20 protein-coding genes and 1 tRNA gene are annotated in these 22,121 nt (G+C 36.3%); 13 read left to right on the top strand and 8 right to left on the bottom strand.

Annotated features, from left to right (window positions below; genetic code table 11):
* The first annotated feature begins 118 nt into the window (after nt 1–118).
* Nucleotides 119–877 carry a YebC/PmpR family DNA-binding transcriptional regulator gene (locus tag Q1K34_RS00460; protein ID WP_300433698.1) on the top strand — a complete coding sequence of 253 codons (759 nt, stop codon included), beginning with the start codon at nt 119–121 and terminating at the stop codon, nt 875–877.
* Between the two features lie 3 nt (nt 878–880).
* Here the strand turns inward: Q1K34_RS00460 and Q1K34_RS00455 are convergent, their stop codons facing one another.
* Nucleotides 881–2,749 carry a sodium:proton antiporter gene (locus Q1K34_RS00455; protein ID WP_300433697.1) on the bottom strand — a complete coding sequence of 623 codons (1,869 nt, stop codon included), beginning with the start codon at nt 2,747–2,749 and terminating at the stop codon, nt 881–883.
* A gap of 164 nt (nt 2,750–2,913) precedes the next feature.
* Between Q1K34_RS00455 and Q1K34_RS00450 the strand changes: the two genes are divergently transcribed.
* The 6 genes from Q1K34_RS00450 (at nt 2,914) to Q1K34_RS00425 (ending at nt 10,284) form a co-directional block, all read left to right on the top strand.
* Nucleotides 2,914–3,777, top strand: coding sequence for an MBL fold metallo-hydrolase (locus Q1K34_RS00450; RefSeq protein ID WP_300433696.1), 864 nt, complete (start codon nt 2,914–2,916; stop codon nt 3,775–3,777).
* An 8-nt stretch (nt 3,778–3,785) separates the two neighbouring features.
* On the top strand, nt 3,786–5,471 hold the full coding sequence (locus Q1K34_RS00445) for a S8 family peptidase (RefSeq protein WP_300433695.1): 1,686 nt from the start codon (nt 3,786–3,788) through the stop codon (nt 5,469–5,471).
* 2 nt (nt 5,472–5,473) lie between these two features.
* Entirely contained in the window at nt 5,474–7,369 is a 1,896-nt protein-coding gene (locus Q1K34_RS00440) for a M1 family metallopeptidase (RefSeq protein WP_300433694.1), read from the top strand.
* Nucleotides 7,370–7,448: 79 nt separating this feature from the next.
* Nucleotides 7,449–7,820: a ribonuclease P protein component gene (gene rnpA, locus Q1K34_RS00435; RefSeq protein ID WP_300433693.1), complete on the top strand. Its 372-nt coding sequence runs from the start codon at nt 7,449–7,451 to the stop codon at nt 7,818–7,820.
* On the top strand, nt 7,821–9,455 hold the full coding sequence (locus Q1K34_RS00430; protein WP_300433692.1) for a S41 family peptidase: 1,635 nt from the start codon (nt 7,821–7,823) through the stop codon (nt 9,453–9,455).
* Nucleotides 9,456–9,465: 10 nt separating this feature from the next.
* Nucleotides 9,466–10,284 carry a sterol desaturase family protein gene (locus Q1K34_RS00425; RefSeq protein ID WP_300433691.1) on the top strand — a complete coding sequence of 273 codons (819 nt, stop codon included), beginning with the start codon at nt 9,466–9,468 and terminating at the stop codon, nt 10,282–10,284.
* Here the strand turns inward: Q1K34_RS00425 and Q1K34_RS00420 are convergent.
* The 3 genes from Q1K34_RS00420 to Q1K34_RS00410 form a co-directional block, all read right to left on the bottom strand.
* A complete protein-coding gene (locus Q1K34_RS00420; RefSeq protein WP_300433690.1) occupies nt 10,281–10,727 on the bottom strand; it encodes a GNAT family N-acetyltransferase in 447 nt (148 codons plus the stop codon). The two genes, Q1K34_RS00425 and Q1K34_RS00420, sit on opposite strands and share 4 nt — an antisense overlap.
* A gap of 6 nt (nt 10,728–10,733) precedes the next feature.
* Nucleotides 10,734–11,174 (bottom strand): ribose 5-phosphate isomerase B, encoded by a 441-nt coding sequence (gene rpiB, locus Q1K34_RS00415; RefSeq protein ID WP_300433689.1) that lies wholly within the window; start codon nt 11,172–11,174, stop codon nt 10,734–10,736.
* 524 nt (nt 11,175–11,698) lie between these two features.
* Nucleotides 11,699–11,941 (bottom strand): DUF2007 domain-containing protein, encoded by a 243-nt coding sequence (locus tag Q1K34_RS00410; protein WP_300433688.1) that lies wholly within the window; start codon nt 11,939–11,941, stop codon nt 11,699–11,701.
* 424 nt (nt 11,942–12,365) lie between these two features.
* On the opposite strand from Q1K34_RS00410, the gene rnr reads away from it, so the two are divergent.
* Both rnr and Q1K34_RS00400 read left to right on the top strand, forming a co-directional pair.
* The gene (gene rnr / locus Q1K34_RS00405; RefSeq protein WP_300433687.1) at nt 12,366–14,564 is read left to right on the top strand and encodes a ribonuclease R; all 2,199 of its coding nucleotides are present in this window, start codon (nt 12,366–12,368) and stop codon (nt 14,562–14,564) included.
* A gap of 100 nt (nt 14,565–14,664) precedes the next feature.
* The gene (locus tag Q1K34_RS00400) at nt 14,665–15,399 is read left to right on the top strand and encodes a LysE family transporter (RefSeq protein ID WP_300433686.1); all 735 of its coding nucleotides are present in this window, start codon (nt 14,665–14,667) and stop codon (nt 15,397–15,399) included.
* A 32-nt stretch (nt 15,400–15,431) separates the two neighbouring features.
* On the opposite strand, the gene Q1K34_RS00395 is transcribed toward Q1K34_RS00400, so the two are convergent.
* Both Q1K34_RS00395 and folB read right to left on the bottom strand, forming a co-directional pair.
* Nucleotides 15,432–15,502, bottom strand: a tRNA-Cys gene (locus Q1K34_RS00395).
* A 50-nt stretch (nt 15,503–15,552) separates the two neighbouring features.
* Entirely contained in the window at nt 15,553–15,909 is a 357-nt protein-coding gene (folB, locus tag Q1K34_RS00390) for a dihydroneopterin aldolase (RefSeq protein ID WP_300433685.1), read from the bottom strand.
* A gap of 510 nt (nt 15,910–16,419) precedes the next feature.
* On the opposite strand from folB, the gene Q1K34_RS00385 reads away from it, so the two are divergent.
* The 4 genes from Q1K34_RS00385 to Q1K34_RS00370 all read left to right on the top strand — a co-directional run bounded on the left by Q1K34_RS00385 (nt 16,420) and on the right by Q1K34_RS00370 (nt 19,202).
* Nucleotides 16,420–18,099, top strand: coding sequence for a glutamine--tRNA ligase/YqeY domain fusion protein (locus tag Q1K34_RS00385; RefSeq protein ID WP_300433684.1), 1,680 nt, complete (start codon nt 16,420–16,422; stop codon nt 18,097–18,099).
* Between the two features lie 125 nt (nt 18,100–18,224).
* Complete coding sequence (locus Q1K34_RS00380; RefSeq protein WP_300433683.1) at nt 18,225–18,599, top strand: YtxH domain-containing protein; 375 nt, start codon at nt 18,225–18,227, stop codon at nt 18,597–18,599.
* A gap of 7 nt (nt 18,600–18,606) precedes the next feature.
* On the top strand, nt 18,607–18,966 hold the full coding sequence (locus tag Q1K34_RS00375) for a phage holin family protein (protein WP_300433682.1): 360 nt from the start codon (nt 18,607–18,609) through the stop codon (nt 18,964–18,966).
* Nucleotides 18,966–19,202, top strand: coding sequence for a DUF6327 family protein (locus tag Q1K34_RS00370; protein WP_300433681.1), 237 nt, complete (start codon nt 18,966–18,968; stop codon nt 19,200–19,202). Before Q1K34_RS00375 ends, Q1K34_RS00370 begins: the two co-directional genes overlap by 1 nt.
* A gap of 315 nt (nt 19,203–19,517) precedes the next feature.
* Here the strand turns inward: Q1K34_RS00370 and Q1K34_RS00365 are convergent, their stop codons facing one another.
* Both Q1K34_RS00365 and gltX read right to left on the bottom strand, forming a co-directional pair.
* Nucleotides 19,518–20,480: an SPFH domain-containing protein gene (locus Q1K34_RS00365; protein ID WP_300433680.1), complete on the bottom strand. Its 963-nt coding sequence runs from the start codon at nt 20,478–20,480 to the stop codon at nt 19,518–19,520.
* 116 nt (nt 20,481–20,596) lie between these two features.
* Entirely contained in the window at nt 20,597–22,114 is a 1,518-nt protein-coding gene (gltX, locus tag Q1K34_RS00360) for a glutamate--tRNA ligase (protein ID WP_300433679.1), read from the bottom strand.
* Between the last annotated feature and the right edge of the window lie 7 nt (nt 22,115–22,121).

Raw genomic sequence — 22,121 nt, 5'->3', positions numbered from 1 at the left:
GCAAGAGAGGTAATTTTCTTCATGTGTACATTTTTTTAACTTTGTAGTTATCTCAAATTTTTAAATTATAATCGGTAGAAAATCTACCGTCTAATGACTAAAAACTACAGACTATATCATGGCCGGACATAGTAAATGGGCGAATATTAAGCATCGAAAAGGAGCACAGGATAAGAAAAGAGCTAAACAGTTTACCAGGGCGATCAAGGAGATCACGGTAGCGGTTAAAGATGGCGGTGGTCCCGATCCTGAAGCAAATCCTGCATTAAGAAATGCCATTTCCAATGCAAAGGGTGTAAATATGCCTAAAGACACTATTGAAAGAGCCGTAAAAAAAGCGAGTGGCGCAGATGCCGATAACTATGAAACGGTAACTTTTGAAGGTTACGGCCCTAACGGAATCGCCATTTTTGTGGAATGTACCACAGATAATACCAATAGAACAGTGGCTTCGGTAAGATCTATATTTTCAAAGAATGGTGGAAGTCTTGGCACTAACGGATCACTGGAATTTCTATTCGACAAAAAAGGAGTTTTTGTGCTTGAAAAAGAAAAGATTGAGATGAATCTTGAAGAATTTGAGCTGGAATTGATTGAAGGAGGTGCAACCAAAATCGAAAAAGAAGATGATTTTATTACTATTTATACAGACTTTACAGATTTTGGATTAATGTCTTCAAAATTGGAGGAATTAAATATAGAACCTAAAAATTCAGAGGTCCAGAGGATTCCAATGAATACGATAGAATTACCGATAGAGGAGGCTAAAAAGATCCTGGACCTCGTAGAGAAATTTGAAGACGATGATGACGTTCAGAATGTGTATCACAACCTCGAAATAACCGATGAACTTATGGAAGAAGTGGAGCGGGAATAGCGGTTATTCCTGCTTAATGTTTTCTTCAATATTTTCTTTCTCCTCACTTTCTCCCGGTTCCATTTGCTTTCCAAGATAAACCAGCATAAATCCTTCTTCTATCTCCACTTCCATGCTGTTGGATGGAATAATGCTTAATTCTCCTTCAGTATTTTTAACAAATAGTGGAATTATATCAGGATCGGTCTTACTGATCTCTATAAGCCCTTCATAATGTTCTTTAGAATTGAGATCTAATTCGTGAATGGATGGATATTTCCGGGCAAGGTTGGTCAACTTGATATAATCATCGGTTTGAGAAAAGAGACCTTCTTTAGGATTATTTTCAGGATCATACATTTCATCTGAAGAAACAACTCTAAAAGAACCATTTTCACCAAAATGTTTTCGGAATTTATCGATTGCATTTGTATTCACCTCTGTGTTGCCAGTTAAGGCCATTAAATATCCAACGTCGCTTAATTCGATATTATTGATAAGATCATCTGAATATACATTTTCCTGAATCGCGTCCAATCCTAGCTCCCTGGCTTTTTTAATATTCGCCCCATTACTGTCTACAAGTACCACATGCCTATTATTCTTTTTAAGATAAGAGGCAATAAGCCTTGAAATCGTAGATGCACCAATAATAAGTATTCCCTGGGAATTCTTCAGAAATACTCCAACTAACTGCGCAAAAAGTCTTGCGGTGGTAGCATTTAAAAGTACCGTTCCCAGAACGATCATAAATACTAACGGAGTGATATATTCGGCACCAGGAACTCCCTGATTTGCCAGTTCTATACCGAAAAGGGAGGCAATACCCGCAGCTACAATACCACGAGGCCCTACCCAGCTTATGAATAGTTTTTCGTTCGTTTTTAAAGAGGAGCCAATACTACTTACAAAAACACCTAAAGGCCTCACCACCAGTACAACCGTAGCAAAAAGGATCAGGGCTTTAATATCATACACCAGCAATAAATCTTCAATATTGATATTGGCTGCTAATAAGATGAACAGAATAGAAATTAAAAGAACGCTTAAGGATTCTTTGAAATAGAGAAGTTCCTTCAGGTTTGGCAAATTAATATTACCCATTACCATTCCCATGACTACTACTGCTAACAGTCCGCTTTCATGCGCAAACATATCTGCCAGAACAAAAACTCCCAGTACAGTGGCAAGCGTCAGTACATTCAGAAGATAATGCGGGATCACATTCTTTTTTATAGCAAAAGCGAGGGCATGGGCAAAAGTGAATCCAAAAGTAAAGCCGAAAAGAACGATTTTACCAAATTCCATCAAGGCAGTTTCAGTAAATTCGGTTCCGGTTCCTGCACTAATAAATTCAAACATTAATACTGCAACCAGTGCACCTATGGGATCAATAAGGATTCCTTCCCATTTAAGGATTGCTGATATATCTTTTTTCAGAGGTATATTCCTAAGAATTGGCGTAATTACCGTTGGTCCCGTTACGATAATAAGAGCGGCAAATAAAAAACTGATCTGCCAGGTAAGCCCAAATATTAAATGCGCAGCGATCCCGGCTCCAAAAAAGGTAACTATCACCGCGATGGTAATAAGTTTTAAAATAACCGGTCCTACATTTAGAATTTCACCTTTTCTAAGAGTTAATCCTCCTTCAAACAGAATAATACCAATTGCCAGGGAAACAAAATAAAACAAACTTTGACCTGGGAATAATCCCGATTCACCATCCCAAATAGGTTCAATAAGTTTAGAACCATCTACCGTAAAAAATGTGGAAAGCGGCCCAACTGCTAGACCTATAAGAATAAGTGGCAGAATTGCCGGAATTTTAAATCGCCATGCTAACCACTGGGCCAAAATACCCAAAATAACTATTCCTGCTAATTCTATCATAAGTTCGTCGTTTGCTAATTGAAGCTAAAAATATTAAAAATGTTTAATTCTGAAAGCTTATTATCTCAAGGCTTTCATAAAATTGATCTTGTTAAATGAAGTGAAAATAATTCGAAAAGGCTCTAAGATTTTCTATTTTGCGGAGTATTTTCAAAAAAACCTTTATGAAACTCTATCCTATTGAAGCTGGAAATTTTAAACTTGACGGTGGTGCGATGTTTGGCGTGGTACCAAAAAGCCTTTGGACAAGAACGAATCCTGCTGATGAAAATAATATGATAGACATTGCCGCACGATGTCTGCTCATTGCAGATGGAGACCGTCTTATCCTCATAGATACAGGAATGGGAGATAAGCAAAGTGAAAAATTCTTTGGATACTATTATCCCTGGGGTGATCATAGCATTGATAAATCTCTAAAAGAACACGGTTTTCACAGAGATGATATTACCGATATTTTTATGACGCATCTTCATTTTGACCATTGTGGCGGAAGTATTCAGTGGAATAAAGATAGGACTGGATATGAACCGGCTTTCAAGAATGCACGGTTCTGGAGCAATAAAGAACACTGGCTATGGGCAACTCAACCTAATGCCCGTGAAAAAGCTTCTTTTTTAAAGGAAAATATTATTCCGATGGAGCAAAGTGGAAAATTACATTTTCTGGAAAGGGAAGAAGCAAAGAACTTTCAGAATTATGAAAATCTTGGGTTTGGCGTATTATTTGTTGATGGTCACACCGATAAGCAAATGATTCCGCATATAGATTATAAAGGAAAAAAACTTGTTTTTATGGCAGACCTTCTGCCTACTGCGGGGCATATTCCCCTGCCTTTTGTGATGGGATATGATACCCGGCCCTTGCTAACACTTCCGGAAAAGAAGAAATTCCTGGAAACTGCAGCAGATGAAAATTATTATTTATTTATGGAGCACGATGCCCACAATGAAATTATTACTCTAAAACATACAGAAAAAGGTGTGAGACTTGATAAAACTCATACTTTCGATGAATTATTTAACTAAGATAGCCCATGAAAATTCCATTTTTTAAACCATTATTATACCTGATTGCAGCCGGTATTATAACTGGTTGCAGCAGTACCTCTCCAAAAATACTTTCAACCCCGGTAAGCAATATAGATTCTATTCCTCTAAAGGTTCGTGATCTTACGGATGCTCAGCTTAAAGACTGGACAAATGCAGACCTTGTTAGTGATACCATCCCGGGGATGAGTGTTAATAAGGCCTATGCTGAAATTATTAAAAATACAAAACCTTCACCCGTTATTGTAGGAGTTGTAGACAGCGGGGTAGATATTGAACACGAAGACCTGGAAGGAGTAATTTGGACCAATGCCGACGAGATTCCGGGAAATGGAAAAGATGATGATAACAATGGATATATAGATGATATCCACGGATGGAACTTTTTAGGGGATGCGGTTGCTGAAAATATGGAATATACCCGTATTTATAAGCGGTTAAAGCCGAAATACGAAGGCAAATCTGAAAGCAGTATTAGCACTGCAGATCGTGAAGAATATAATACCTACAAAGCTGCAAAAGCAGAATATGAAAAAGAATACGCTGAAGCGGTGCAAACCCGCGAGCAATATCTTCAAATTAAAAGTCAGATAACTGCAGCCCATAACGCTGTTTCTGAAGCTTTGGGAACTGAAGATTATACCAAAGAGCAGCTTTCAGATTTTAAACCTGAAACGCAGCAGATGGGTCAATATAAATCTATTCTGACTCAAATTCAGAATAATGTAAACGAAAATATTCCGGAAGCACTTACTGAATTGGAAGAGGCAATAGACTATTATAAAGAACGTCTTGCCACGCATTTTAATATGGAATTAGATGGACGTGCTAAGGTTGGAGATGATCCCTACGATATTACGGATACTAATTATGGAAATAATGAAGTTTCAGGCCCTGAAGCAGATAAAGAAAATGTAAAACATGGTACCCACGTTGCCGGGATCATTGCTGCAGATCGTTCCAACAATATTGGGGTAAAGGGAGTTTCCAATAATGCCAGAATTTTAGTGGTAAGAGCAGTACCAGACGGTGATGAATATGATAAAGATATTGCCCTGGGAATTAGATACGCCGTGGATAATGGAGCTAAAGTGATCAATACCAGTTTTGGTAAATATTTCTCTCCAAATCCAGAATGGGTAATAGATGCTATAAAATATGCTGCGGAAAATGATGTGCTTATCGTTAATGCAGCAGGTAATGAAGGAATTGATCTTGATGTAAAAAGAGTGTATCCAAACGATCAGGATCCTAACAATTCAACTGAAATTGCAGATAATTTTCTAACTGTTGGAGCCTTAAATTACGATTATGGTGCAGGCCTGGTGGCAGATTTTTCTAACTATGGAACCTCAAACGTTGATGTATTTGCACCAGGAACTAAAATATGGTCTACCACCCCAAATGATACCTATGAATATTTACAGGGTACTTCTATGGCTGCCCCAGCCGTTTCCGGGATCGCTGCCATTATTAGAGGATATTATCCTCAGTTGACCGCGGCTCAGGTAAAACAAATCATTATGGATAGCGGTTTATCTACTAAAGCATCAGTTATAGTAGGTGGAGATACCAATAACACTAAAAAATTCCAGAATTTGTCTGTTTCAGGAAAAATGGCCAATCTTTATAACGCACTAATTTTAGCTGATCAAATCTCAAAAAACAATTAAACATGAATAAAATATTTTTAAGCTTTTTATTGATTACCACCGGGTTTTTACAAGCCCAGAATAATACTTCTTACTGGCAGCAACATGTAGATTATACCATGGAAGTAGACATGAATGTTGATAATTTTAGGTACACTGGTACCCAGGACCTGGTATATACCAACAATTCACCAGATACTTTAAACCGGGTTTTTTATCATCTTTATTTTAATGCTTTCCAACCCGATAGTGAAATGAATGCGCGTTTGGAAAGTGTTCCAGATCCGGATGGTAGAATGACCATAAATAAAGGAACAAAAGAAAATCCTGAGATTGTAAGCAGAATTACCGGACTTTCAGAAGATCAAATTGGATATTTAAGAGTTAATTCTCTTACCCAAAATGGAACTGAACTTCAGTACGATGAAGTTGGAACTGTTTTGGAAGTCGAATTAGCTAATCCTATAATGCCGGGCGAAAAGACCACTTTCAATATGGAATTTGAAGGACAGGTGCCGGAACAAATTAGAAGATCTGGTAGAAATAGTGCAGAAGGAGTTGCGCTTTCTATGAGTCAGTGGTATCCTAAATTAGCCGAGTATGACTTTCAGGGATGGCATGCAGATCCTTATATAGCACGTGAATTTCAGGGAGTATGGGGAGATTTCGATGTAAAAATTACTATAGATAAAGATTATACTATTGGAAGTACGGGATATCTTCAAAATCCACAGGAAATTGGTCATGGCTATGAAAAAGAAGGTACTAAAGTAAAAAAGACTAAGGGAGATAAGTTAACCTGGCATTTTATAGCACCCCAGGTGCATGATTTTACCTGGGCGGCAGATCCTGAATATATTCATGATACACTGGTTGCAGAGGATGGAACTGTGCTTCATTTCCTTTACAAAGACAATGAGGAGATCAAGGAAAACTGGAAAAAACTTCAGCCAAAAACTGCTGAATTATTAGCCTATTTCAACGAACATATAGGTCCTTATCCATGGGATCAGTATTCTGTAGTACAGGGTGGAGACGGTGGTATGGAATATGCCATGCTAACCCTGATTACCGGGGAACGTTCTTTTGGAAGTCTTCTTGGGGTAACTGCTCATGAGATGGCTCACGCCTGGTTTCAGCATTTAATGGCTACCAATGAAAGTATTCACGAATGGATGGACGAAGGTTTTACTTCTTATATTTCTTCTGAAGCTGAAAATGTAGTGATGGGTACCAATGCTGAAAATCCACATAAAGGATCTTACAGAGGCTATCAATATTTAGCGAGTTCCGGTAAAGAACAGCCACAAACCACACATGCAGATCGATATGCGATGAATGCGCTTTATGGAGCTTCAGCATATTCAAAAGGAGCTGTATTCCTTGCTCAACTGGGATATGTAATTGGAGAGGAAAATTTATCCAGGACTCTTAAACGCTATTACGATGAATGGAAATTTAAGCATCCAACTCCAAATGATTTTATCAGAATTGCTGAAAAAGTTTCCGGGGCAGAATTAGACTGGTATTTACAGGACTGGACGCAAACTACCAATACGATAGATTACGCTATTAATTCTGTAGAATCTGAAGGAGAAACCACTACAGTTAACCTGCAGAGAATAGGACTGATGCCAATGCCGTTGGATATTGATGTGACCTATGCAGATGGTTCAAAAGAGACTTTTTATATTCCATTGCAAATAATGCGTTGGGAAAAACCTGCTGAAGAAGGAACCAATAGAACCATAAAAGAAGACTGGGCGTGGGGATTCCCAACTTATGAGCTGGAAATCCCAAGTTCAAAAGAAGAAATTACTTCTATTGAAATTGATTCTTCCCAGCTAATGGCAGATATTAACAGAAATAATAATACCTGGGGGAAATCTGAAACTGAGAACACAGAGTCTGAGAACTAATATTTTCTGGCTAAGAATTATCAAAAACCCTTTCTTAACGGAAAGGGTTTTTTATTTACAGGATGCTTACTTTTGAAGCATGAAGGAAAGTTTTGGAAAATCGCAAAAACTTAAAAGCAAGAAGCTCATAGACCAACTTTTTATGGAGGGAAAAAATATCAAATCCTATCCTTTAAAACTGGTATACATTCCCATTGTTCATTCTGAAAACCGAGAATTAAAAACGGGGGTTTCGGTTCCAAAGAAACTTGTTAAAACCGCCGTGAAGCGCAATAGAATTAAACGATTGATGCGGGAAGTTTTCAGAAAAAATAAGTATCTTGTTACCAAAGACTTAACTACTTCTTACGCCTTCATGTTCATTCATATTTCACGCGAGGAAATGAGCTATGAAAAACTTGAAAAAAGCATGATCAAAATTCTGGAAATTTTCAGAGAAAAAAATAATTAGATGAAAAAACCATTCAGCAGACTTATTATACTTCCGCTAGTTCTTATTGGAATATTTCTGGGAACTGCGAGTTTCAAATCAGATTTCTTTGAGATCGCGAAGCAAATAGAAATCTTCACTACTCTTTTTAAGGAAATCAACATGAATTATGTTGATGAAACCAATCCGGCAGATTTGATGGATACCGCCATAAAATCTATGCTTACAGATCTTGATCCTTATACTAATTACTGGAATGAACAGGATGTTGAGGCAGCCAGAATAAACAGTGCAGGTGAATATACCGGAATTGGTGCTTTGGTTAAAACAGGTGCAGAATCTCTTACGGTGATGGAAATTTATAAAGATTATCCAGCCGATAAAGCCGGTTTAAAAGCCGGAGATGAAATTATAAAGATTGGAAATATCAATGTAGCCGATTTTAAAGAAGAAGCGGGAGAATTGCTTAATGGCGCTCCAGATAGTAACATTGATATCACGTTTCGCCGACAGGGAGAAATTAAAACCACAAGTTTAAAACGAAGCTCTGTGGAACTTGATGCGGTTCCTTTCTACAATTTATTAGACGATAATACCGCTTATATCGTTCTATCAAAATTCAATGCCAAGGCTTCCACACAGGTAGCAAAAGCATTTAAAGAACTTAAAAGTCAGGGAGCAGATAAGGTGATTTTAGATCTCCGGGGTAATTTGGGCGGACTTTTAAACGAAGCTATTAATGTGAGTAACATCTTTATTCCAAAGGATGAATTAATCGTTACCACAAAATCTGTTATCGAAAAATATAACCGGGAATATTTTACACAGAAGGAACCTATAGATACCAAAATTCCCTTGGTAGTACTGGTAAATGGTAGAAGTGCCTCTGCCAGTGAAATAGTAGCAGGAGCGGTACAGGATCTGGATCGAGGTGTTATAGTTGGTGCCAGAAGTTTTGGAAAAGGCCTTGTGCAAAGACCTAAAGAACTTGCTTATGGTACACAACTAAAAATTACCATTTCGAGATATTATACTCCTAGCGGAAGATGTATCCAGGCCCTGGATTACCGATCCAGAAACGAACAAGGAAAAGCCGTAAGGACTAGCGTAGACGATTATAACGAATTCACTACGCGAAGTGGTAGAAAGGTCTATGACGGCGGCGGGATTTTACCGGATGTACAACTGGAAACGTCAGAATTTAGTGATATTACCCAGTCGCTTCTTTTACAGGATGCGATTTTTGATTTCGCCACCAAATATTATTATTCCCATGAGTTAAACGACCCAAAGGAATTTAATTTTACAGATGCCGATTTTAATGAATTTAAAAAGTACCTGGAATCTTCAGACTTTGAATACCAAACAGCTACAGAAATGGAATTGAGCGAAATGATAGACAAGGCCGAAAAGGAAGAATTAAAGTCTAAAATTTCTACGGAAATTGAGAAGATAAGAGCACAGATTTCAGCATTCAAAAAGCAGGAACTTGATAATAAGAGACCAGAAATAGTTAGTTTAATCACCGATGAGATCATTAAAAGATATTTTTATAAGGAAGGTCTATATGAATATTATACAGATCATAATCCTGAAATAGCCAAGGCTCAGTCCTTACTTAATAATCCTTCAGAATACGCTAAAATATTAAAATAGAAACCTGATATTGGAAAGTTTTCTTTTCTTCTTTGAAGCTATGCCGAACTGGCAAAAGTTGCTTTGGATCATTCTCGTACTCGGCGGATTCTGGATCCTGGAAGGTTATTATGCGCTGGTTAAATTCAGATATAATAAATGGAAACATGCCAAAACCAATTTTCTTTTACTCAGTGTTGTAATTCTAATAAATATTGGCTTCGGAATTCTAACCGGTGGGGTATTTCTTTGGCTCGATGACTCCCGTTTTGGAATTTTAAAATTATTAGAATTACCAATTTGGTTAGAACTCCTTTTGGCGATCATGGTTCTGGATCTTATCGCACAGTATGTTGTACATTTTCTGCTCCATAAAGTAAAGTGGATGTGGAGATTGCACCTGATTCACCATACAGATACCCATGTAGATGCCACGACCGGCACCAGGCACCATCCTTTCGATTTTATGATCAGGGAAAGTTTTGCCTTAATTGCCGTGATTATAATGGGAATGCCTATTGCTTTCTATCTTTTCTACCGGATATTAAGCGTTTTCTTCACCTATTTTACCCACGCGAATATCAGCTTGCCTAAAATTATAGACAGAACTTTAAGTTATGTATTTGTAACTCCAAACATGCATAAATTTCACCATCATTTTCAATTACCCTGGACCGATAATAACTACGGAAATATGTTAAGCATCTGGGACCGTATTTTTGGAACTTTTGTATATCAGGATACAAAAGATATTCGCTATGGAATTGATATCGTGGAAGATAAAAATGCCGATGATTTTAAGTATCAACTGGGAATTCCTTTCAACAAATCTATTAAAACAAAGAATTAATCCTTTATCATTGCAATATGCGGAATACCATCTTCAAGATATCCTTCTCCCGTGGTTTTGTAACCGTGAGATTCATAAAATTTAATGAGATACTGCTGGGCAGATAATTTGATATTTGATGTTTTGTAATATTTTTGGATCGCTTTATCTGAAGCCTTCATTATATCATGTCCATATCCAAATTTGCGTTCTGTATCTTTTACCACAACACGTCCTATTGCGGCTTCATCAAAATAGAATCCAGGCTCAAAGCAACGGGTGTAAGCTATAATCTCACCATTTTTAGAGCCAATCACATGTAGAGCCTGGTCATCTTTACCATCAATATCCTGATAAACACAATCCTGTTCTACTACAAAAACTTCAGATCTTAATTGTAAAATATCGTAAAGTTCAGTGAGCTTTAATTCACTGAACTTTTTTACTTCAATTTGTAAACTCATAGGTTATTAACAATACTTTTTAGCTGGAATCTTATCTACCCTTCTCTGATGGCGACCACCTTCAAATTCAGTATTTACAAAGGTTTCCATCATTTCGGTAGCTAATTCTTCTGAAACAAATCTGGCAGGAATACTTAAGATATTAGCATTGTTATGTTCACGGGAAAGTTTAGCGATTTCCACATTCCAGCATAAGGCAGAGCGTACTCCCTGATGTTTATTTGCGGTCATATTAGCACCATTTCCACTTCCGCATATAATAATGCCGAGATCAGCATTATTATTTTCCACATCTTCCGCTACAGGATGAACAAAATCCGGATAATCTACACTGTCTTCAGCGTTGGTTCCATAATTCTTTACCGTATGTCCCAGGGACTCCAGTTTTTCCTGGATCATTTTTTTATAATCGGTTCCCGCGTGGTCATTACCAATTGATATTTTCATAGTTATGTTATTTGCTACAAAGTTAAAAAATCACAGTATTAACCCGCTTATTTTTCATTGTTAATTACTTTATAGAATAGCTTAATTTCCAATACATTAAAATTGACATTCAATTGTGCAAAACCTCTGATGATTTACTTAAAAAGAAATTTGGTTATTAAGAAAATAATAACAATAGCTTCATATAAATGAATAAATCAAATTATAACTGTAGAAATTTTTAGATACTTATGAGCACTTAAAAACACCTTGTTGACAATTGTTGATTCTAAACTTATCAATAAATTTTATTAAAATAATTTTAGGAACTTTTGTTAAGTAAATCTTAAAACACTTAGAATATCAACTGGTTAAGAATTAACACATGTGTTGATAAACTGTTATCAAAAACTTACAAGTGAAACACCAAAGATTATCTAGTAAAATTATGCTACAAATTAACACACCATCATATAACATCATTTTAATTTTTTAAAAAAGAAGAAATAAATAATATAATATATAATGTTTATAACTAAAGCTGATTAAACGATTCTGAGATTAGAAGATTTGTCGTTTAAAGAATCTAATATTTGTTTTGCTTTAGAAACGTGGGAGGGATGAACCATAAGTCGAATTCCTCCGATGGCAAATGATGATAAAGGCAAAAGGCCTATAAGAGTCTCGTTCTGAAAATAATGCTCAATTCCATCTACTTCCAGCTGTAGTTTAAGAACGAAGTATTCGTGATGATAAGTAAAGGTAGCCAGGTATTTATAAGCTTTCATAGTCAAAATTAACCTATTTTAAAATAGGTTTTATTCTTCATTAAAAATAGCGACTTCTGGAGCTCGAAACTTATCAGCTTCAGGAAAGACTTCTGTTTTTTTAGTGAGGGATCTATGAATACTGGTAACAAAAAATATTAACCCGAATAAGAATATTAGGAAGAAAAGCGCCGAGTATTTTGTTGACTTACTTATTTTCATAATTATAGTCGTAAAAGTAGGGGGCTTTGTCTTGGGGAAAGTTAAATCTAAATTAAGTAAAAATTAAGAATTAAAATAATTTTATGTTAAAAAAAATAAAAAATATTTTTTTTAATAAATTGTTGGTCAGATTTTTTCTTTGTTTAACTACTTAACAAAACTTTAAAATGAAAAAGTTCCTGTCTTATTTTAATCGCGTAATTTTATCGTATACTAAGTGATAATGAAGAATAAGAAAAAGACGAAAACAAAAATACAGGGCAATCTTTCCAGAAGTATCATCGATATACTTCGAAATAATTCAGGGAAAACATATAATTATAAGCAAATTGCTTCTATTCTAGGAGTTGATGATGCCAGTAGCAGGAATCAAATAATTAAAAAACTAGCGCAATTGGCTGCTAAAAAAGAAATACAGGAAGTAGAAAGAGGTAAATTCAAAATAGAAGGAAATAAAAATTATTACACTGGGGTACTGGATCTTACTACCAAAGGCTACGGTTATGTAATGGTGGAAGAATTTGCCGATGATATTTTTATTGCACAAAAAGATCTAAATGCTGCTTTTGATGGAGATACGGTAGAAATATATGTCTATAACCGTAGAAGAAGAAAGCGTTCTGAAGGTGAAATTACCAAAATCCTAAAGAGAAAACGTACTGAATTTGTTGGAACGCTTCAGCAAAAAAAGGATTTCGGCTTTGTGGTTATCGACGATAAGTCCATGTATACCGATTTTTTTATTGCCGGAAATAAGCTTAATGGAGCGGAAAATGGGGATAAAGTGGTGGTAGAATTTGAAGAATGGCCAAAAAAAGCAGATTCTCCCTATGGGAAAATTACCAGGGTTCTTGGAACACCGGGAGAACATCATACTGAAATTCATTCTATCCTTGCTCAATACGGTTTACCGCACGAATTTCCGGAAGAAGTTGAAGAATATGCCAACCAGATAGATACTTCAATTAATCAAGAAGAAATTAGTAAAAGAAGGGATATGCGAGATGTACTAACTTTTACTATAGATCCAAAAGATGCTAAAGATTTTGACGATGCACTTAGTTTTCAGAAACTTGATAATGGGAATTATGAAATAGGAATTCATATTGCAGATGTTTCTCATTATTTACAACCGGGAACGGTCCTGGATGAAGAAGCTTACGATCGCGCAACTTCGGTATATTTAGTAGACAGGGTAGTGCCTATGTTGCCGGAAATATTATCTAATAATGCCTGTTCTTTAAGGCCGAAAGAAGAAAAATTCACCTTTTCAGCAGTTTTTGAAATAGATGATAATGCCAATGTAAAAAACCAATGGTTTGGTAGGACGGTAACCTATTCAGATGAGCGCTTTGCTTATGAAGAAGCACAGCACATCCTGGAAACAGGTACTGGAACCATTCCAGATGATGTTTCTATAAGAAACCATTCCTATACCGTAAAAGGTGCATTGGTAGAAGCTGTGGTTACTTTGAATAGACTGGCTAAGAAGATGCGTACCAGAAGAATGAGGGATGGTGCGATCTCTTTTGATAAAGTTGAAGTAAAATTCAATTTAAATGAAGAAAATAATCCAGTAGGTGTATTTTTCAAGACCGCCAAAGATGCCAACAAGCTTATCGAAGAATTTATGCTGCTAGCCAATCGAAAAGTAGCTGAATATATAGGAAAACAAAGTCCGAAGAAGACTTTTGTCTATAGATGCCACGATGAACCAGATGATCAGAAACTGGCAGCTCTTCAAACAATTGTAGGAAGATTTGGGCATAAATTGAATTTGAAGGATCGCAATACCACTACTTCATCTTTAAACAAGTTACTGGAAGATGTTCAGGGTAGAAAGGAACAGAATATGGTAGATACTCTGGCTATAAGAACAATGAGTAAAGCTTACTACGGCACTGAAAATATTGGGCATTACGGCCTGGCTTTCGATTATTATACGCATTTTACCTCCCCCATCAGGAGGTACCCAGATGTGATGGTACATAGATTGCTTCAGCATTATTTAGATGGAGCAAAATCTGCCAGTGAAGAGGAATATGAAGAAAAATGCCACCATAGTAGTGAAATGGAAAACCTTGCAACCAATGCAGAGAGGGATTCCATTAAGTATATGCAGGTTAAATTCATGCAGGATCATGAAAATGAAGAATTTCTGGGAGTGATTTCCGGAGTTACCGAATGGGGCATTTTTGTTGAAATAGTAGAGAATAAATGTGAAGGAATGATCCGTTTAAGGGATATGAACGATGATCATTATGAATTTAATGCTGATGAATTTGCGGTGGTTGGTAAAAAAACAGGACAAACTTATACCCTTGGAGATGAAGTTTATGTAAAAGTAAAAAATGCCGATCTTGTAAAAAGGCATTTGGACTTTACATTACTCGGAAACAGGGAAGAAATAGAAGCCTCTTAATCCAGATTTGTTATATTCCTTCGTCTCAACTTTTAGGCTTTTAAACAGATAAACTGGATAAAAGAACAAAAAGTTTACATTTGCAAAACAACTTAACTGTATGTTACAGGATGTTTTAGCAGCATTACCGCTAGGTTTCTTTTTAGCTTTTTTATTTGGTCCGGTATTTTTTGTATTACTGGAAACCGCAGCTATTAAAGGATTTAGGGCTGCTTTTGCTCTAGATCTTGGAGTAATCATTGCCGATATAATCTTTATCGCCATTGCTTATTTTAGTACCACCAAACTGCTGGAGAGTTTAAAAGATGATCCCGCTCTATTTATTTTTGGAGGTATGATCCTGGCTACCTATGGACTTATGAGTTTTCTTCAAACTAAAAAAACGATCCAAACTGAAGATGAAAGACCAGAAATACGAAAACTGGGAAAAAGTGATTATTTTGGACTTTTAGCAAAGGGTTTCCTGCTTAATTTTATCAACATTGGAGTTCTGGGCTTCTGGTTGGGAGTTATCATTGTTTTCGGCCCTAAAATGGAAATGGAGACTAACAGGGTAGCTGTATTTCTTACGAGTGTTCTGGTTACTTATCTTATAGTGGATATTTTTAAGATTTTACTAGCGAAAAAGTTGAATAGAAAACTTACCCCACACAGAATTTATAGGATGAAAAAAGGGATTAGCCTTTTACTCATTTTATTTGGGGGCGTGCTTATTTTTCAGGGATTATTTCCAGATCAGGTAGATGAAATAAAAGATCAGATTGAAGAAATAACTCCAAATGATTCTTTAATTGGAAAACTGGATGATCTAGGTAAAAGCTTAGTAGATAAATAAAAAAAGCTTCCCAATTTTAGGAAGCTTTGTTGAGGCATCGAGCGGATTCGAACCGCTGTACAAGGTTTTGCAGACCTCTGCCTAGCCACTCGGCCACGATGCCTTATTAAGGGTTGGCAAATGTAATAAAATTTTAAGTTTCAAAACTAAAATCTAGCGGGATTTCTTTCTGCTTACACTAACCATTGCAACATTTCCTCCAATTGGCGGGTTAATTTTTGAAACGTTCACCTTTGCTTTCTGAACCATTATAATCTCCTTCATTATCCTGTTCAAAATCCTTTCTGCTACGGTCTCCAGTAATTTTGAACGTATGGCCATCTCCTCTTTTACGATTTTGTTTAAATGAACATAATCTATCGTATCTGCTAGCTTATCTGTTTTGGCTGAGTGTGAAAGATCTCCATGAACTTTAAGATCTATACGGTATTCGCTACCAATTTTTCCTTCTTCGTCAAGGCAGCCGTGATATGAAAAAACCTTGATGTTTTTAAGTTTTATTACTCCCAAATCCTTTTCTTTTTACAAAGATATATGCTCTAAAATTTTTTTGACTTATTAATTAAGTTTTTCTCCAATCATTTCGATTAAAAATCCAAAATTACCTGCTAATGTCGGTAACTATGGTCCTTTCAGTTCTATATTTGGAGCTATATACTGAAAAATGTTGTTTAATTTCCAACACTTGTCAAAACTATTAAGCAGACAATAACTTGCTGAGGTCTTGTAGAAATTTAAAACTAATAATAGCACTAAACAATTGAGATCACTAAGAGAGAAATACTTAAACCATTCATTACCTATTATCATTCTAAACTTCAACCATAACATTTAGAAAGAATACCCATTGTTGAAATTTTATTCCCGAAAATGCTGCATATAAAATAATTATAGCGATATCCTGTGTACCAATATTGAACTTAATATTCTCAGGTTATTAAACTTTACATATACTATTAATCATAAGCTGTATGTTTCGACTTAAAATTTGATAAATTTGCATTCTATTTAAAATCAGTTATGGCCGAAGGAAAAAAGTCGCTCAATTTTATTGAGCAAATCATAGAAGAAGATCTAAGTAACAATTATAAAAAAGAAGACCTTAAATTTCGGTTTCCACCGGAACCAAATGGATATCTACATATTGGACATGCCTCTTCCATTTGTCTTAATTTTGGATTGGGAGAAACCTACAACGCGCCGGTAAACCTGCGTTTTGATGATACAAATCCGGCCAAAGAAGAACAGGAATATGTAGATGCCATAAAAAAGGATATTGAGTGGCTAGGTTATAAATGGGCAAAAGAATGTTATGCTTCAGATTATTTTCAGCAGTTATATGACTGGGCGGTGGAAATGATCAAAAATGGAGATGCTTATGTAGACAGCCAGACTTCAGAAGCGATTGCTGAACAAAAAGGTACTCCAACTCAACCTGGAAAGGAAAGTCCTTATAGAAATCGTTCCGTAGAAGAAAATCTGGAACTTTTCGAAAAAATGAAAAATGGGGAGACCCCGGAAAAAGGAGATGTGCTACGGGCAAAAATAGACATGGCAGCTTCAAATATGCTTATGCGCGATCCTGTAATGTACAGATGTCTGCATAAGAGCCATCATCGTACCGGAAATGATTGGAAGATTTATCCAATGTATGACTGGGCGCATGGTGAAAGCGATTTTATCGAGCAGGTTTCCCATTCATTTTGTACCCTGGAATTCCTTCCACATCGTGAATTATATAACTGGTTTATCAAAAAAGTAAGTAATCCGGGAGAATTTGAGCCAAAACAGCGTGAGTTTGCAAGAAGGAATTTAAGCCACACCGTGGTTAGTAAAAGAAAATTGCTTCAACTGGTAGAAAAAGGAATTGTAGATTCCTGGGATGATCCCAGAATGCCAACCATTTCAGGTTTAAGAAGAAGAGGTTACACCCCTGGAGCTATAAGAAAATTTGCAGATTCCATTGGAGTAGGGAAGCGGGAAAATTTAATTGATGTCGCACATCTTGAGTTTTGTGCACGGGAGGATCTTAATAAAATAGCCCCAAGAGTAATGGGTGTTTTAGATCCCGTAAAGTTGGTAATAACGAATTATCCTGAAGGAGAAGAGGAATGGCTGGATGCCGAAAATAATCCAGAAGATGAATCTGCCGGTAGCAGGAAAGTTCCTTTTTCCCGGGAATTATATATTGAAAAGGAAGATTTTAAAGAGAGTGCGAATAGAAAATTTTTCAGATTGACCCTAGGAAAAGAGGTAAGGCTTAAAAATGCCTATATTATCAAAGGGGAAGATGTAATAAAAGATGCTGAAGGAAATATCACCGAGATCCATTGTACCTATGACCCAAAAAGTAAAAGTGGAAGTGGGACTGAAGAATCACTTAGAAAAGTAAAGGGCACCCTCCACTGGGTATCTGTAAAACATGCGATCGAAGCTGAAATTAGGCTTTACGACAGACTTTTTACAGAAGAAACTCCAGATGGTATCAAGGATAAGGATTATCTGGATTTTGTAAATCCGGAATCTCTGAAAGTAGTTACAGGATATTTGGAACCCAGCCTGAAGGACGCTCAAGTACAGGAGAAAGTACAATTTCAACGTATTGGTTACTTCTGTGTAGACAGGGATTCTTCCGAAGTTAAGCCGGTTTTTAATAGAACCGTAAGCCTTCGTGATTCCTGGGCTAAGATTAAAAACTAACTTTTTCAAAATTCCTTTAAGAATATTTTAGCATTGGTTTTTTAACATATTAACCGGTTATTAACAAGCTGTGGATGCTACTTAAGTTATCTTTGAAAGAATAATAACTTAAAATTCAAAAACTTATGGCAAGTACAGGAAATACCCTTTTAGCATTAATTACAGGCGCTGCAATCGGTGCAGGAGTTGGATTATTATATGCTCCGGACAGCGGCGAAAAGACACGTAAGAAACTTAAAAAAGATGCTCAAAAGGCCCAGGATAACTTTAACAAGCGTTATCACGAAACTAGCTCTAACCTAAGTGAAAAAGCCAAAAAAGCAAGGACGGATTTTGAGACAAGACTGGAAGAGACCTTATCTTCTGCAAGTCATAAAGCAGATGATATCCTATCTGCAATGGAGACCAAACTTGAGGAGTTAAGAAAACAAAATGCTAAATTGCAAAAAGATAAATCAGGCAAATCTGCTGGAACTTCACCAGATAAAGCCGTAGTATAATCTTTATATGGCATTTGAGAAACTATCCGACAGCGTCGATGATTTAAATAATAATATTCAGTCTTACCTGAAGAGTAATTCTGAATATTATAAGCTTAGGGCTTTTAAACAGGGAATGAAAGGTGCTACGGCGCTTGTACGGTTCCTGATTATGGGTTTTCTACTGAGCGTTGCAGGGATCATGCTTTCATTTGCCATTGCTATTGTAATAAGTCAGGCGATAGGAATACCTAGTTCCGGTTATTTTATAGTCGGAGGATTTTATATAATTATTCTCGTTTTAATTTACATCTTTGGAAAAGAACCTATTGAAAAGCTTATTCTTAGAAAATTCTCAAAATCAGTTTTTAACCATAACGATCAATAATGAGAGTGTATTCGTCTTTTGAAGAAATAGATAAAGATCTTAAAATTTTAAAATTACAAACCGAGATCGATAAAGAAGAAATTAAACTTAGCCTGGATCAGACTAGAGAAAGTTTATCGGCAAAATCTATTATTGGAAGTGGTTTTGGAGCTGTTTTTCAAAAATTACTGGCCTTAAAAGCGATCTCTAAGATCATGGGAGTTAAGAATACCGATCATGGCTACATTCATAAATAGATAAGGGAGTGATAGAATTATTAAAAGCCACCATTTCGGTGGCTTTTATCATTCTGAAAATATACAACCCTTGGCAATGGTGTCCGTTAAGGATTTTAAAGTATTAACCTGAAGCCTGTACTGTCAGTAGCTCGAGAATTTTTACTATTATCTATACCCTGTTTTATAGAATTTTGAATTGTGGCATACTTTGAAAAAAACAATTTTTAAATTACCTTATTTATCAGTTAATGAAGTCCATTTTTAATTTTTATATCTACAAGCGAAGTGGTGTGGTTTTTTAACCCGACAAGAGTGAATTTTTATAATTAAATTCTACTCATTTTTCTGGTTAGGTTTTTTTCCTGATTTACCTGCCTGCTTTCTATTATGCTCTTTCATAGCTTCCCCAATTTGATTAGATGCTGTAAAAGACGCCACCATATTATTCAGCATATCACTACCGGCTTGTGGCGAATTGGGCAGTAAGATCAAATTACTATTGGTTTCTTCGCCAATCGCCTGTAATGTATCGTAATGTTGTGTTACCACAATTAATGCTGAAGCTTCCTGTGAGTTGATACCGACATTATTCAAAACATCCACACTTTCTTCAAGTCCGCGTGCTATTTCCCTTCTTTGGTCTGCAATTCCCTGTCCCTGTAAGCGTTTGCTTTCAGCTTCAGCCCTTGCTTTTGCTACTATCTTTATACGGTCTGCTTCCGCGTCGTATTCGGCAGCTACCTTTTCACGTTCCGCAGCATTTATACGGTTCATGGCCGCTTTTACCTGTACATCCGGATCGATATCGGTAACCAGGGTTTTAATGATATCATAACCGTAAGACTGCATGGCTTCATTTAATTCCCGGTTTACTGCAATTGCAATATCATCTTTACGTTCAAAAACATCGTCCAGCTTCATTTTAGGCACTTCTGCGCGCACAACGTCAAAAACATAGGCCGTAATCTGATCATGCGGACTTTCAAGCTTATAAAAGGCGTCATATACATTATCCTTACGTACCTGGAATTGAACCGATATTTTCAGTTTCACAAAAACATTGTCTTTTGTCTTGGTTTCTACTAACACGTCAAGTTGCTGAACCTTTAAATTTATTCTCCCCGCAACCTGGTCTATCAACGGAATTTTTAACTGAAGTCCAGAACTTCTAATGCTGGTGAATTTTCCAAATCGTTCAACAACAGCGGAAGTTTGTTGCTTTACGATAAAAACACCGGAAAATATAATGAGGAGTAAAAGAATACCCAAAATGGGGAATAAGACTAAATTAAGCATGGAAAAATTTTTGAATTAAGAATGCTTCAATTTAGGAATAAAAGCTTGAATCCTTATAAAATAAAAAAACCGACTCTCTCTGGAGAGAAAATCGGTTTGTTAAGTAAAAATTATAGCTACTTTAAAGTTTCTACTGCTTTTTCAATTCGATCTATACTTTCTTCTTTTCCTATAAATTCAGCAATTTTATAAAGATCTGGACCCTGTAAAGCGCCCACGAGTGCTATTCTTAAAGGCATCATTACTTTTCCAAAACCAATTTCCTTGCTTTTAATCCAGGTTTTTACCTTTTCCTGTAAAGCTTCGGCTTCAAAATTATCTATAGATTTTAGAAATTCAGCCAGTTCTTGCATTAGCTGACCAGTATCTTCTTTCCAGGCTTTTTTAGAATCTTTAGGATCGAAGGAGGTAGGGGCAATAAAAAAGAAATAGCCCTGATCCCAGAAATCTTTAGGAAACACCACTCTTTCTTTAATCAATGCCACCACTTCTGAAATATATTTTTTATCAGCTTTTATCTCTTTTTTCTCTAACTGTTTTTGAAATTCATCAGCTAGAATGTCATTATCAGCCTCCTGAATATAATGCTGTTGAAACCATTTCGTTTTTTCAGGATCAAATTTAGCACCTCCTTTATGTACTCTTTCCAGTTCAAAAGCAGCTATTAATTCTTCCAATTTGAAGAATTCCTGTTCAGTTCCCGGGTTCCAGCCTAGAAATGCCAACATATTAACCACCGCTTCCGGGAGATAGCCTTCTTCTTTATATCCGGCAGAAATTTCTCCAGATTTAGGATCTTTCCACTCTAATGGAAAGACCGGAAAGCCCATTTTTTCTCCGTCCCTTTTGCTTAATTTTCCTTTACCCTGTGGTTTTAGAATAAGCGGTAAATGAGCAAATTCTGGGGCCTTCCATCCAAAAGCTCTGTATAACATAAAATGTAAAGCAAGAGAGGGGAGCCATTCTTCTCCACGAATCACGTGGGTTATTTTCATCAAATGATCATCTACAATATTAGCCAGATGATAAGTAGGCATGCCGTCGCTTTTAAATAGCACTTTATCATCAAGAATATTAGTATCTATTTCCATATCCCCACGAATCACATCTTTTAAATCTAAAGTTTCATCCTGCGGAGATTTAAACCGGATCACATAATCTTCATCGGCTTCCAGCTTTTTCTCCACTTCTTCTTGAGATAGTGAGAGGGAATTTTTCAGCTTTTCCCTATTATGCCAGTTATAAATGAAAGTCTTGCCTTTTTCTTCATGGTCTTTTCGATGTTCGTCAAGTTCATCTGCAGTATCAAAAGCATAATACGCATCTCCTGATGCAATTAATTTTTCAGCATATTCACGGTAAATATCTTTGCGCTCACTTTGTCTATAAGGACCATGACCTTTTTCCTTTCCAGGCCCTTCATTAAATGGAATCCCGCACCAATTGAGGGATTCAATAATATAATCTTCAGCGCCTTCTACATACCGGTTTTGATCTGTATCTTCAATTCTCAGTACAAAATCACCGCCATGTTTTTTAGCGAATAAATAATTATATAAGGCTGTTCTTACCCCACCAATGTGTAATGGACCGGTGGGACTGGGAGCAAATCTTACTCTTACTTTTGAAGACATAATTTTC

This window comes from Christiangramia sp., assembly GCF_029937855.1.
Taxonomy (GTDB): Bacteria; Bacteroidota; Bacteroidia; order Flavobacteriales; family Flavobacteriaceae; genus Christiangramia.
Note: the sequence above shows the minus strand (reverse complement) of the source record. Positions and strands in the feature narration are given on the sequence as shown.